General features: G+C 60.6%; 16 protein-coding genes. 7 read left to right on the top strand and 9 right to left on the bottom strand.

Annotated features, from left to right (window positions below):
• Positions 1 to 3: 3 nt before the first annotated feature.
• Positions 4 to 378, top strand: a complete 375-nt coding sequence (locus SJY08_RS08610) for an SUF system Fe-S cluster assembly protein (RefSeq protein WP_082347690.1) — start codon at positions 4 to 6, stop codon at positions 376 to 378.
• A 65-nt stretch (positions 379 to 443) separates the two neighbouring features.
• On the opposite strand, the gene SJY08_RS08605 is transcribed toward SJY08_RS08610, so the two are convergent.
• The 5 genes from SJY08_RS08605 to rutA all read right to left on the bottom strand — a co-directional run bounded on the left by SJY08_RS08605 (position 444) and on the right by rutA (position 4,204).
• Positions 444 to 965 carry a flavin reductase gene (locus tag SJY08_RS08605; protein ID WP_300890057.1) on the bottom strand — a complete coding sequence of 174 codons (522 nt, stop codon included), beginning with the start codon at positions 963 to 965 and terminating at the stop codon, positions 444 to 446.
• An 11-nt stretch (positions 966 to 976) separates the two neighbouring features.
• Positions 977 to 1,762: a pyrimidine utilization protein D gene (rutD, locus tag SJY08_RS08600; RefSeq protein WP_300890058.1), complete on the bottom strand. Its 786-nt coding sequence runs from the start codon at positions 1,760 to 1,762 to the stop codon at positions 977 to 979.
• Between the two features lie 171 nt (positions 1,763 to 1,933).
• A complete protein-coding gene (gene rutC / locus SJY08_RS08595) occupies positions 1,934 to 2,323 on the bottom strand; it encodes a pyrimidine utilization protein C (protein WP_300890059.1) in 390 nt (129 codons plus the stop codon).
• A gap of 46 nt (positions 2,324 to 2,369) precedes the next feature.
• On the bottom strand, positions 2,370 to 3,116 hold the full coding sequence (gene rutB / locus SJY08_RS08590; RefSeq protein WP_054150174.1) for a pyrimidine utilization protein B: 747 nt from the start codon (positions 3,114 to 3,116) through the stop codon (positions 2,370 to 2,372).
• On the bottom strand, positions 3,113 to 4,204 hold the full coding sequence (rutA, locus tag SJY08_RS08585; RefSeq protein ID WP_377275317.1) for a pyrimidine utilization protein A: 1,092 nt from the start codon (positions 4,202 to 4,204) through the stop codon (positions 3,113 to 3,115). Before rutA ends, rutB begins: the two co-directional genes overlap by 4 nt.
• Positions 4,205 to 4,650: 446 nt before the next feature.
• Between rutA and sufA the strand changes: the two genes are divergently transcribed.
• The 6 genes from sufA to SJY08_RS08555 all read left to right on the top strand — a co-directional run bounded on the left by sufA (position 4,651) and on the right by SJY08_RS08555 (position 8,210).
• Positions 4,651 to 5,037: a Fe-S cluster assembly scaffold SufA gene (gene sufA, locus SJY08_RS08580; RefSeq protein WP_377275316.1), complete on the top strand. Its 387-nt coding sequence runs from the start codon at positions 4,651 to 4,653 to the stop codon at positions 5,035 to 5,037.
• Positions 5,038 to 5,159: 122 nt separating this feature from the next.
• Positions 5,160 to 5,609, top strand: a complete 450-nt coding sequence (locus SJY08_RS08575; protein ID WP_153762093.1) for an Lrp/AsnC family transcriptional regulator — start codon at positions 5,160 to 5,162, stop codon at positions 5,607 to 5,609.
• Between the two features lies 1 nt (position 5,610).
• Positions 5,611 to 6,234: a LysE family translocator gene (locus SJY08_RS08570; protein WP_377275315.1), complete on the top strand. Its 624-nt coding sequence runs from the start codon at positions 5,611 to 5,613 to the stop codon at positions 6,232 to 6,234.
• A 157-nt stretch (positions 6,235 to 6,391) separates the two neighbouring features.
• On the top strand, positions 6,392 to 7,132 hold the full coding sequence (locus SJY08_RS08565; RefSeq protein ID WP_377275314.1) for a LuxR family transcriptional regulator: 741 nt from the start codon (positions 6,392 to 6,394) through the stop codon (positions 7,130 to 7,132).
• 72 nt (positions 7,133 to 7,204) lie between these two features.
• Positions 7,205 to 7,906: an acyl-homoserine-lactone synthase gene (locus SJY08_RS08560; RefSeq protein ID WP_377275313.1), complete on the top strand. Its 702-nt coding sequence runs from the start codon at positions 7,205 to 7,207 to the stop codon at positions 7,904 to 7,906.
• A 1-nt stretch (position 7,907) separates the two neighbouring features.
• The gene (locus SJY08_RS08555; protein WP_054150181.1) at positions 7,908 to 8,210 is read left to right on the top strand and encodes a hypothetical protein; all 303 of its coding nucleotides are present in this window, start codon (positions 7,908 to 7,910) and stop codon (positions 8,208 to 8,210) included.
• 436 nt (positions 8,211 to 8,646) lie between these two features.
• On the opposite strand, the gene SJY08_RS08550 is transcribed toward SJY08_RS08555, so the two are convergent.
• From SJY08_RS08550 to gcvH, 4 genes are all read right to left on the bottom strand, one after another.
• Complete coding sequence (locus SJY08_RS08550; RefSeq protein WP_054150182.1) at positions 8,647 to 8,973, bottom strand: flagellar basal body protein; 327 nt, start codon at positions 8,971 to 8,973, stop codon at positions 8,647 to 8,649.
• A gap of 195 nt (positions 8,974 to 9,168) precedes the next feature.
• Positions 9,169 to 9,498: a DUF1236 domain-containing protein gene (locus SJY08_RS08545; protein WP_054150183.1), complete on the bottom strand. Its 330-nt coding sequence runs from the start codon at positions 9,496 to 9,498 to the stop codon at positions 9,169 to 9,171.
• A gap of 135 nt (positions 9,499 to 9,633) precedes the next feature.
• A complete protein-coding gene (gcvP, locus tag SJY08_RS08540) occupies positions 9,634 to 12,492 on the bottom strand; it encodes an aminomethyl-transferring glycine dehydrogenase (protein ID WP_377275312.1) in 2,859 nt (952 codons plus the stop codon).
• A complete protein-coding gene (gene gcvH, locus SJY08_RS08535; protein WP_153762097.1) occupies positions 12,492 to 12,854 on the bottom strand; it encodes a glycine cleavage system protein GcvH in 363 nt (120 codons plus the stop codon). Before gcvH ends, gcvP begins: the two co-directional genes overlap by 1 nt.
• Positions 12,855 to 12,872: the final 18 nt, after the last annotated feature.

The raw sequence follows: 12,872 nt of genomic DNA, 5'->3' as shown, positions 1-12,872 counted from the left end.
ACCATGAGTGATACCGAAACCAAGCCCGATGTCCGTGACGGCATCATCCACACCGCGATCCCGTCGGATGAAGTTGCCCGCCTGTCGGACGATATCATCGCCGCGCTGAAGACAGTCTATGATCCGGAAATTCCCTCCGACATCTTCGAACTCGGCCTAATCTACAAGATCGATATCGAAGACGATCGCACGGTCAAGATCGTCATGACGCTGACGGCCCCCGGTTGCCCGGTCGCCGGCGAAATGCCGGGCTGGGTGGAAAATGCCGTCGGTTCGGTCGAAGGCGTGTCGGGTGTCGAAGTGGAAATGAGCTTCGATCCGCCGTGGACGCCGGACCGCATGTCCGAAGAGGCGCAGGTCGCCGTCGGCTGGTACTGAGAGAATTAGGCAATTAATGAAACGGCCCGCCTTGCGCGGGCCGTTTTGCGTTTAGGCACAACTGTTTAGACGGTGCGATAGCCGCGGTCGAAATAGACGAGAGCCTGACCCTCTTCGCGGGTAGTGACTTCGAGGACTTCGCAGAACAGAACGTCATGGGTCTTTCCGTCATGCACTTCGGAGATCCGGCACTCGAACGAGACGAGGGCGTCTGCGAGGCGCGGCGTGCCTGATGCCGTCGTATCCCAGGTGGCGGCGGCGAAGCGCTCATCGACGGGCGTCTTGCCGCCAAAGAGCCGGCTGACGGGTTCATGCTCGGCGGCGAGCACGTTGACTGATACGAGGCCGTTGGCGGTAACGGCCGGATAGGCTGAACTGCCCTTGTTGAGGCAGACGAGCAGCGTCGGCGGATTGTCCGAAACGCTGGTGACGGCGGTTGCCGCAAAGCCGGCGCGTCCGGCAGGGCCATCGGTGGTGACGATGGTCACGGCTGCGGCGAGGCGGGCCATGCCGTTGCGATAGGCCGCACTCACTTCCGGCGAGCTGCCCTCGGCTGCGACAGGGGCGATGGTCTTGGTGGCCAGCATGGATGGTTCCTTCAAGCGTGTTCGAGGGTCGACAGGAAGTCGATCACCGCGCTGTTGAATGTTTGCGGATAGGTGACGTTGACGGCGTGTCCACCGGCGACGGTGAGCACAAGATTTGCGTTGGGCAGGCCTTCTGCGAGGCGCAGCGACCGCGAATAGGGGACGAGCAGGTCGTCGCGGGTGGCGATGACAAGCGTCGGCGTGCCGATCTCGCCGAGGCGGTCGTCGACATCAAAGGCGCGCAGTGCCGCAATCCGGCGCAGGATGTTGTCGTGTCCCTGGAAATGGGCGAGCGCATGGGCCTCTTCAGCCGCCATCTTCTCGGGGTTCTCGGCCATGTAGATCGCCGGATAAAGAAACAGCGGCTGCGCCTTGACGAAGGCCTCCACGCCGGCGTTTTCCAGGAGTGCGATGCGTACGTCGAAGCAGCGCCCGGAATGTGGATCGGCCTTGCTCCAGGCATTGATGAGAATCAGGCTCTCGATGAGCTCAGGCCTGCGCAGTGCCAGATCCAGCCCGATCAGGCCACCCAGCGCATGACCCATGAAATGGAATTTTTCGAGCTTGAGCGTATCGACGATTTCGAGCACGTCGTCGGCCATGGCCGTGATGCCGCCAACCTCGGGCACTGAGCCACCAGTCTTGCCGCAGCCGCGATGGTCATAGGTGATGACGCGGAAACGCTCTGAGAGGGCCGGGATCTGCGGTGCCCAATAACCGCCCGAGCCGCCAAGGCCTGACGAGAGCAGGATGGTCGGCGCATCGGGGGAGGTAAGGCCGTGGATGTTGTAATGCATACGTCTTTGCTCTGGCTTAGCCCTTCACTCTGACCCTCTCCCCGCAGGCGGGGAGAGGGGATGGCCGCCCTTTGTGCAGGGGAAGCCCAGGTGCAGGCGATTGCGTAAAGGTCTCTTCTCCCCGCTTGCGGGGAGAAGGTCCCGGCAGGGGATGAGGGGCTGTGCTTCCCCTCACTTCTTCCCGATGTGTGCGACGGTCGCGATTTCGACCAGCGCGTCGGGTTTCACCAGGCCGCATTGCACGCAGTAGCGCGCCGGCTTGTCGCCCGGGAAATATTCGGCATAGACCTTGTTGACGGCCTGGTAGTTGGCCCAGTCGGTGACGAAGATGTGGTTCATGGTCACGTCGTCCATCGTGCCGCCGGCGGTCTCGATGACGGACTTGATGGTTTCCAGCACATGGCGCGTCTGGGCACCCGCATCGCCGACATGCACGACGTCGTTGTTCTTGTCGAAGGGAAGGGTCCCCGAGACATAGAGCACGCCATCGGCAAGGGCGCCGGGCGAATAGGGGGCGATCGGCTTCTGGGTGCCTTCCGGGACGACGATGGTCTTGGGCATTCTCACATTCTCCTGGTTTGATGGGGCCTGGTTCGTATGGGGATGATCACTCGGCTGCATCGGCAGGCGCTGCCTGTCCGATCGCACCGCAGAAGTCGTTGACGGTCGCGACCCAGCCGAAGAACTTTTCGACATTGTAGACGGTCGCCTGCTGGATGAAGTCGGGGCCGAGGTGATGGGTCGCGTCCTCGAGCATCACGCCGAAATATTCGAGGTGGAAGGCATCGCGAAGCGAGCTTTCGACGCAGACATTGGTGGCAATGCCCACAAAGACCAGGTTGCGGATACCGCGGGCCCGCAGAACCGAGTCCATGTTGGTGTTGAAGAAGCCGGAATAGCGGCTCTTCGGCACCAGAATGTCGCCCGGCTTAGGCTGCAATTCGTCGACGATCGCATAATCCCAGGTGCCCTTGGCAAGCAGTTGCCCCTGCAGTTCGGGCCGCTTGCGCATGGTTTTCAGCGCATTCGACTTGTGCCAGTTGGGCGATCCGGGGCCGCCAGCCTCGACATAATCAGGATCCCAGCCGTTCTGGAAATAGACGACCAGCACACCGGCTTCGCGGGCTGCATCAAGCGTTTTCTTGATGTTGGAGATCGTGCCCTTTGCCCCCGAGATGTCGAAGCCGGCGAGATCGACGTAACCGCCTTCGGTCGAATATGCGTTCTGCATGTCGACGACCACGACGGCCGTTTCCGACGGCTTCAGCGTGATCGGTTCGGGGCGGGCCGGAAGCGTGACGCTTTTGGTCAGTTCCGGGCGTGGCTGATAGCCTGCAACAACGGCCTCGCTCATTCGGCGGCCTCCAACATCTGGTTGACATGCGCGCGGCTCTTCATCAGCGGCTGGACGAACTTGCCAAACTTTTCGATGCCTTCGAGGAAGTCGTCGAAGGTCAGCATCACGCCGCCGGTACCAGGCACTTCGCTCATCTCGTCAAGCATGGCGGCGACTTCGGCATAGGAGCCGATCAGCGTGCCCATGTTGATGTTGACGGCAGAAACAGGGTTCGCCATGTGGCGGACATTGGTGTCGGAGCCGGACTTGGTGTCGACGGCGCTCTGCAAGCCGAGCCACTTGATGGCTTCCTCGTCGGCGCCTGCCTTGTAGTGCTCCCACTTGGCGAAAGCTTCCTCGGTGGTCTCCTCGGCCAGAACCATGGTCAGCACGAAGGAACGCACGTCGCGACCTGTCTTTGCCGTGGCGGCGAGCAGCCGTTCGTTGGTGGGCGCGAAAGCCTTCGGCGTATTGACGCCGACGCCGAAGCAGAAGCTGTAGTCGGCAAACTTCGCCGAGAAATCCATGCCGGCATTGGAAGAACCGGCGCAGATCAGCTTCACGTCGCCTTCCGGGATTGGTTTCATCCGGCAATCATCCATCTGGAAATGCTTGCCCTTGAGGTCCGACTGACCAGTGGTCAAGAGGTCCTTCAGCACCGTCGTGTATTCGGTCAGATATTCGTAGCGGTCGGAGAAATAGTCGTCGCCGGGCCACAGGCCCATCTGGCTGTATTCGGGCCGCTGCCAGCCGGTGATCAGATTGACGCCGAAGCGGCCATTCGAGATCGAATCGATCGTGGTCGCCATGCGGGCAATGATAGCGGGCGGCATGATCAGGGTCGCCGCCGTGCCGAAAAGCTTGATCTTCGAGGTGACGGCGGCGAGGCCTGCCATCAGCGTGAAGCTTTCCAGGTTATAGTCCCAGAATTCCGTCTTGCCGCCGAAACCACGCAGCTTGATCATCGAAAGCGCAAAGTCGAAGCCGTAAGATTCGGCCTTGAGCGTGATCGCCTTGTTGAGTTCGAAGCTTGGCTTGTATTGGGGGGCATTCTCCGACAAGAGCCAGCCATTGTTGCCGATCGGGATAAAGACGCCGATTTCCATATTTGTTCTCCGCTTCTGGAGGCGCGCTGGGCGCCTTTTTGTTTCGCAGAGAACGAAGCAATCGCTATGCCAATCCGAAAAAAACAATAATAACAGTTGCTTAGATATAGACTCGAGGAATAATTTACCGGATGGTCAAAATTTCTATCGATTTCGCGAGCCTTTGCCCGAGTTTGCATCCGTTTTCGCTGTGCACTGCAATGTTTTTGATCGCGGACGAGGGGAGCGTCATGCAAGAGCGCGTTTCAAGCTTCTGATAAAGATCAAGTTTTTCGGGTGATCCTGTCGTGCTCAAGGATTGATCATCATCAGGCGACGGGCATGTTCGCAATGCGCTGCCTGCGGCACACTTGGCAGCCTAAGCTATTGAACCGACGAGGCGCCTCCCTTACATTGCCAGAAGAAACGCCGGACCTTGAACCCGGTTGTTGATGGAGACTGTGCCGATGGGCTTTCAGGTAATGACCATGAGCAATGCGGCTGCCGCACGCGTCAGGGCGATCGTCGAGAATTCCGGTCCCGATGCCAAGGGCATCCGCGTGGGCATCAAGAAGGGTGGCTGCGCCGGGATGGAATACACCATCGATATGGTGACTGAACCAAATCCGAGGGATGACCGCATCGAGAAAGATGGCGCGTCAGTCTGGATCGATCCGGCCGCAGTTCTCTATCTGCTCGGTACGGAAATGGGCTTCGAGACCACAACGCTGCGGTCCGGTTTCACCTTCCACAACCCGAATCAGACATCTGCCTGTGGCTGCGGCGAGTCCGTGGAGTTGAAGGCTGCTGATCTATCGGAACTCGCGAAACAGCGACAGGCAGCTCCTGCCTGATTTGAACGGCGATGCGCCGATCGGGAGAGTTCGGCGGCTCTCATTCGGTGAGAATATTCTTTTTCGCCAAGATTCGAAAAAATATCTTGCGATATATCGATGTAGGCAAATAAACTGCGGTTATGGATACCAGTGACCGCAAAATTATCGATCTCTTAGCCGAGGATGCTCGCCGTTCGCTCGCCAGCATCGGGGATGTGGTAGGGCTTTCGCCCTCCGCCGTCAATGAACGCATCCGTCGCTTGGTCGCGTCGGGAGCCATCAGACGCTTCACCCTGGAGGTGGATCCTGCGGCGCTGGGCCTGCCGATCACCGCCTTCATGCTGGTGACCCTGCCGCAGGACACCGAACAGGCTGCCTTTCGCGATTATGCAGAATCCCACCCGGCCGTGCTCGAATGTCATCATGTAACCGGTAGCTGGTCCTATATGCTGAAGATCCGGACGGCCGACCTCACGGGCATCGAGACATTCCTCGCCGACTTGAAGGGCGAGCGCCTGATTGCGCGCAGCGAGACGATGATCGCGCTGTCGACGGCGAGTGAACGCAGCTACGTGATCGGCACGGAGTGACATGGACGCGCTCCTTTTCGGGAAAGGGCTCGTGCTGGGCGTCGCGATCGCGGCACCACTCGGACCCATAGGGGCGCTCTGCATCAATCGTACGCTGGAGCGTGGCTTCTGGGCCGGCGTTGCCGGAGGGCTGGGCACCGCAATTGCCGATGGCGTCTATGCCGCCATGGCTGCAGCCGGCTTTAACGCGCTCGGATCCTATCTCGACTGGATCGTGTTTCCCTTGCAGGTCGCAGGCGGCTTGTTCCTGCTCTCTCTTGGCGTGACGGCGCTCAAGCCGCGACCAGAGGTCTCCGCAGCTTCTGTCCAGGCCCACAGCCTGCTGTCGACAATTGCCGCGACCTTCCTGCTCACCATCGCCAATCCCGCGACGATCCTTACCTTCGCAGCGATTTTTGCCGGACTGGGGCTCGCGGCGGGCGAGGGCGGTTGGGAAGGCGTGCTACTGGTGGCGGGTGTCTTCTTCGGCTCGCTTGCCTGGTGGTTCTTCCTGAGCGGTGCCGTGACCGTGGTGCGCACGCGGCTCCCCGAGGGATTTGCAACCCTGGTCAGCCGGGTCTCTGCGTTCATTCTGATCGCCTTCGGTATCATCGCGCTGCTGCATGCCGCATTGAACGCCATCTGAACCCCTTCAACGCGTGTCGGCACATGCCGTCACCCTGCAGGTGAGCACTGCGGGATGCTCCATCAATTCTCTTGGAAATCCAATGTTTATCGGATCGACTGGTCGCCGGCTGTGCTAGAAGTCACAAATGTGATGACTGGCTATCTTGAGGGTGCGGATGTCAGACAGGCAGGCGACAGCCAATGCGATGTTCGATTTTATCACCGAATCGTCGCGAGCCCGCGACAATGAGGAAGTCCTAGCCTGCCTTGGCAAGGTGGCGGGTGCCTTCGGCATGGACTGCTATGCGGTGTCCGGCATCCCGCTCCCCGGCGAGCGGATCGATCCCTATTTCATGCTGAATGCCTGGCCGGAGGGCTGGTTCGAGCGCTATGTCCAGGAAAACTATGTGCATGTCGATCCGGTGATCTACCGGACGAAGATGTCGAACGAGGCATTCGTCTGGTCGGAAGCGCTGGCCGACAAGCCGCTCAGTCGCTCCGCCAAGCGCGTCATGAACGAGGCCACCGAGTTCGGAATGCTGGATGGTTACAGTGTGCCGCTCCATTCTGTCGGCGGCTTTCAGGCGATCGTCACCTTCGGTGCGCGCAAGGTCGAGCTGTCCAGCGAGCAGCGCGGTGCGCTGCACATCGTTTCAATCTACGCGCACAACCGGTTGCGTGCCTTCCTCGTCGACAGCAGCGAGCGCAGCGCGGCAGTTGCGGCCAAGGTCACGCCGCGCGAACGCGAGGTTATTCTCTGGTGCTCGGCCGGCAAGACCAATTGGGAGATTGGCCAAATTCTTGGAATATCGGAGAAAACAGTTCAGCACGAAATCGCGGCGGCGTGCCGTAAGTTGAATTCCGTGAACCGTGCGCAACTGATTGCCGAATTGATTCGGCTTGGAATAATCCGATAAATAGGCAGAACGGCCTATATTGAATTCGGTCCGCTTATCGCATCCTTGCCCCTGGATTTTCTGGGGATCTACATGCTTGCGACAATTCTGGGCAGGAACACGCATGACCATGCCGACGTCATGGAGCAGGTCTGGGCGTTTCGCCATCGCCAGTTCGTAGACCGATTGGGATGGGAAGCCTGCCGTCGTGGCGACGAACGGGAGATCGACCAGTTCGACGGTGACGAGGCCATCCATCTGCCGCTCATCGTCGGCGGTAATGTGGTGGGATATAGCCGCCTCCTGCCGACACTGAAGCCGCATCTTCTGTCGGATGTCTATCCGCATCTGATGGACGGTGCCGACTGGCCGCGTGGGCCGCGTGTCTATGAATGGACCCGGTGCATTGCCGAAGTGTGCGACAGGTCGATCGCCGGCGTCCCGATTTCCAACATCCTGATGACCGGAGTCATGGAGTATTGCCTCGTTGCGGGCATCGGCACGCTGGTTGTCGAGACACATCCCAAGCTCGTCAACCTGCTTCTGACGACCGGTTGGGATGTGATGCCGCTGGCGGCTCCAAGCATGCTCGACGGATCGCTGATCGTTCCGATCACGGCCAAACCCTCCATGGCAGGGCTGCTGCGGCATCACGAACTCTACGGGATTACCGGCAGCGTCCTCGATCTCGAGCGCGCACCGGGCAATCCCTTCGCCTCGGCGGCCCTTCAACGTCTGGCCTTCGCCGAAGAACTTCACGGACATATAGAATATGCAAGAATTGCAGGAGAATGACATGCCGGATGGCCAACTTCCATCCTCTGAAATCTACGTTCGCTCGATCGTGGAAGAGCAGGTTCGTAGTCTTCGGGAGATCATCAAGGGTGTTTCGCAGAAAGCCCCGCTCAGCGATGACGCGCTCTTCCTCGATCATCTTCTGGAGATGGTGTCGCTTGCTGCCGCCGACGGTCTCGATCGCCGCCGCGCCGGTGGAGGCCGCAAGCGCAGTGCCTCAGAAACCGACAGCGGACTGGCGGACATCCGGCTCGATGTCGCAAAGATGGAGTTCGTCTCGCAACGCCTCGATCGCGCCCAATAAGTAGTCGCGAAGCTTCGCCGGGTCCGTTGATCCGGTGTCGAGTTGTTCGAGCGCCTCGGTGATTTGAAACAGACAGTCCTCGACATAATCATTCGTATGGACGGATGTGAGCGCTTGGTCGAGACGCTGTTTGATCAGGCCGCGGATGCCGGCGGCGTCCCCGACCTGTGCGGAAAGGATCTGTGTCTTCAGGTAGTTGAGTGAGTCGTTATACATGCCATCCTCGATGCAACCTTATGCAACTCCCGACTGTGTCTGGATGTCCGGATCTTTGCAATCGGAGAATTCGCTCCCTCGGCTGCTTTTGCCTGGCGGAGCAGCCATTGGCCTAAAAAAGTCAGTGCTATCCGCGCTTTGCGGAGACAGGGTATGACGGAACGCGCGTTCGCGTTACCGTCTTTTGACGGTGGAAACGCGTGCCATACATGTCAGGGAATCAGTCGCGCTTGATGCTGAGCAGGACGTCCCAGATGTCAGCACCCGTCTCCCAGGCCGCGGCATTCGCCTTGAAGCCGATCTCGGTTTCGACGAGCGAGAGCATTTCCGACGCAAGGTCGACATTGGACGTGTCATCGGGGACCGGTCCATCGGACGGGGCAACAGTGGCGGACACGCCGCCCTGGGCGCGACTGGTAAAGCTGGTTTCGAGACGATCGTAACCAGGTGTCATGGCATTCGCGACGTTGTTGGCGGTCGCAGCAAGGCGCGTTTGCTGCGCCTGCATGCCCGAAAGCGAGATGCCCATGATCGCTGAGATGCTCATCGTCTTTCCAACCGTCTCGATGGTCTTCAGCGCAGGATAAGCGGCAGGTGTTAGAACTTTCCGAACGGGCAGGGTTTCCGGCTTATGACAGCGCCGGGAAGAGTTGTGCGAAAACGGGACAGGCACAGTTGATTGGCGTCTTGCACCAAAAGAACCCGGCCTGAGCCGGGTTCCGGTAGCTGACCAGCGATCGGGTCACTCGATGATCTGGATGATCTGACGGGTCTGGGGATCGACGATCACGCGTCGCTCGTTGACGATCGTATAGGAATAATCCTCATAGCCATCAACGGGATAGAGCTCGACCGGATCCTCGATCACGCGGCCAATCAGGACGTCGCCTTCATAAGGCACCGAGCGCACTTCGCGCTGCAAGACATAAGTTTCGACCGGAGCCGGCACGATGATGGTCGACTGCGAGGTGACCGGCGGGGCCTGCTGGATGATGACGGTGTCCTGCGCATGGGCCGACGCCGAGAGCGTCATGAATGCCGCTGCACCAGCGAGGATGAGAGTGTTGCGCATGTCTGTTCTCCTGTGTTGGACAGCGGGGGAAACGGATAGTGGCCAGATCCGTTCCATCACAGGGCGTTTCGGCATGTCACCACAAATGAAGAACGCCGCCTCAAGGGCGGCGTTCTCATGGCGAATTTCAGGCTGTTACTCTGCCGCTTCCGCGTAGGCTTCCATCGGCGGGCAGGTGCACACCAGGTTACGGTCCCCATAGACATTGTCGACGCGGTTGACTGAGGACCAGTACTTGTCCACCCGAAAGGCGCCCGGCGGATAGCAGGCCTGTTCGCGGCTATAGGGACGATCCCACTGGCCGACGAGGTCTTCCACCGTATGCGGTGCGTTCTTCAGCGGATTGTTGGCCTTGTCCATCCGGCCTTCCTCGATGTCGCGGGCTTCCTCGCGGATCGCCAGCATCGCCTCGCAGAAGCGGTCGATCTCGGCCTTGGTCTCCAATTCCGTCGGCTCGATCATCAGCGTGCCAGCCACCGGCCAGCTCATGGTCGGCGCATGGAAGCCGCAGTCGATCAGGCGCTTCGCCACATCGTCGACGGTCACGCCGGCAGAAGCCTGCAGCGGACGGGTGTCGATGATGCATTCATGCGCCACGCGACCCGAGGCCGACGTGTAGAGCACGTCATAGGCGCCCTTCAGCCGTGCCGCGATGTAGTTGGCGTTGAGGATCGCGACCTTGGTGGCCTGGGTCAGACCTTCGCCACCCATCATCAGGCAGTAGGACCAGCTGATCGGCAGGATCGACGGCGAACCGTAGGGACCGGCGGAGACCGCGCCCGGACGACCGTCGGTCACGACATGGCCGGGCAGGAAGGGCGCAAGATGCGCCTTGACCCCGATCGGACCCATGCCCGGACCACCGCCGCCATGCGGAATGCAGAAGGTCTTGTGCAGGTTGAGGTGGGAGACGTCAGAGCCGATATCGCCGGGACGGGATACGCCGACCATGGCATTCATGTTGGCACCGTCGAGATAGACCTGGCCACCGTGCTGATGGGTGATCTCGCAGATCTCGCGCACCGTTTCCTCGAACACGCCATGGGTCGAGGGATAGGTGATCATGCAGCAGGAGAGGTTTGCCGCATGCTCTTCCGCCTTGGCGCGGAAGTCGTCGAGATCGACGTCGCCATTGTCCTTCGACTTCACCGGCACCACCGTCATGCCGACCATCTGGGCTGATGCCGGGTTGGTGCCATGCGCCGAGGTCGGGATGAGGCAAACCGTGCGATGCGTATCGCCCCGGGCGAGGTGATAGGCGCGGATCGTCAGAAGCCCCGCATATTCGCCTTGAGCCCCCGAATTCGGCTGCATCGAGATCGCGTCATAACCGGTGACCGCGCAGAGCTTTTCCGAGAGATCGTCGATCATCTCCTTGTAACCCAGCGCCTGATCCTCAGGCACAAAGGGATGGATGTCGGAGAATTCCGGCCAGGTGATCGGCAGCATTTCCGCCGTTGCATTCAGCTTCATCGTGCAGGAGCCGAGCGGGATCATGGCGCGATCGAGTGCGAGGTCGCGGTCCGAGAGCCGGCGGATATAGCGGGTCATCTCGCTTTCCGCGCGGTTCATGTGGAAGATCGGATGCGTCAGGTAATCGCTGGTGCGCAGCAGATCCCTGGGCAGGCGATAATCGGCCTCGAAATCAGCGACCTTGAAGTTGCCACCGAAAGCGCGCCAGACGGCTTCGAGCACGGCCGGGCGGGTCCGCTCGTCGAGCGCGATGCCGACCTTGGTCTCGCCGACCTTGCGCAGGTTCACACCTTCCGCGACAGCCGCCCGCATGACGAGGCCCTGCATGTGGCCAACCTCGACAGTGATCGTGTCGAAGAAGGCCTCCGGCTCGATCGTGTAGCCGAGCTTTTCCAGACCCTTGGCGAGGATGACCGTCTTCTGGTGCACCTGCTGGGCAATCGCCTTCAGGCCTTGAGGCCCGTGGAAGACGGCATACATTGATGCCATGACGGCGAGCAGGACCTGCGCGGTGCAGATGTTCGATGTCGCCTTTTCGCGGCGGATATGCTGCTCGCGGGTCTGCAGCGACAGGCGATAGGCGCGGTTGCCGCGCGCATCGACGGAAACGCCGACCAGACGGCCGGGCATGGAGCGCTTGATCGCATCCTTGACCGCCATATAGGCCGCATGCGGACCGCCGTAACCCATGGGAACGCCGAAACGCTGGGTCGAACCGATGGCGATATCGGCACCCATTTCGCCCGGCGACTTCAACAGAAGCAGGGCGAGAATGTCAGCGGCAACGGCGGCAAGCGCGCCGGTTTGGTGCAGACGGGCGATCAGGCCGGAGAAGTCACGGACATGACCGTGTGTGCCCGGATACTGGAAGATCGCGCCGAAGACCTCCGTCGGATCGAGGTCGGTGAAGGGATCGCCGACAGTGACCGTCCAGCCCAGTGGCTCGGCGCGGGTCTGTATGACGGCGATCGTCTGCGGGTGGCAGTCCTTGTCGACGAAGAAGCCGGTCGCCTTGGTCTTGGCGCTGCGCTGGCAGAGCGCCATTGCTTCGGCGGCAGCGGTGGCCTCGTCCAGCAGCGACGCATTGGCGACGTCGAGACCGGTGAGATCCGTCACCATGGTCTGGTAGTTGAGGAGCGCCTCAAGGCGACCCTGGCTGATTTCCGGCTGGTAGGGCGTATAGGCCGTGTACCAGGCCGGGTTTTCCAGAATGTTGCGCTGGATGACCGGCGGCGTGATCGTGCCATAATAGCCCTGGCCGAGAAGCGAGGTCAGGACCTTGTTCTTGTTCGCCGTCTCGCGAAGCTTGTCGAGCGCTTCGCGCTCGGTCATCGCCGCACCCCAGGTGAGCGGCACCTTCTGGCGGATCGAGCCGGGGACGGTCGCGTCGATCATCTCGTCGAGCGAGTGATAGCCGATCACCTTCAGCATCTCGGTCATCTCGGAGGGCGAGGGGCCGATATGGCGCCGATTGGCGAAGTCGTACGGATCGTAATCCGTGAACTGGAATTCTGTCGTCATCAGGCGATCAACTCCTTGTAGGCAGCCTCGTCGAGCAGGGCGTCGGCGTCAGATGGGTTGGCGAGCTTCAGCTTGAAGAACCAGGCGGCACCTTCCGGATCGGAGTTCACCAGCGACGGATCGTCGACGATCGCCTGGTTGATTTCGACCACTTCGCCATCGAGCGGGCAGTAGACGTCGGACGCCGCCTTGACGCTCTCGACGGTCGCGGCGGTCCCATCTTTCTTGAAGCTCGAGCCTTCGTCCGGCAGTTCGACGAAGACGAGGTCGCCCAGCTGGCCGGCGGCGTGCGTGGTGATGCCGACGGTGGCAATACCGTCTTCGATCTTCAGCCATTCGTGTTCAGCGGTGAATTTCAACATGGTTCTCTCCGGAGATTT

Source organism: Rhizobium sp. R86522, assembly GCF_042466255.1.
In the GTDB taxonomy this organism is placed as follows: Bacteria; Pseudomonadota; Alphaproteobacteria; order Rhizobiales; family Rhizobiaceae; genus Allorhizobium.
Note: the sequence above shows the minus strand (reverse complement) of the source record. Positions and strands in the feature narration are given on the sequence as shown.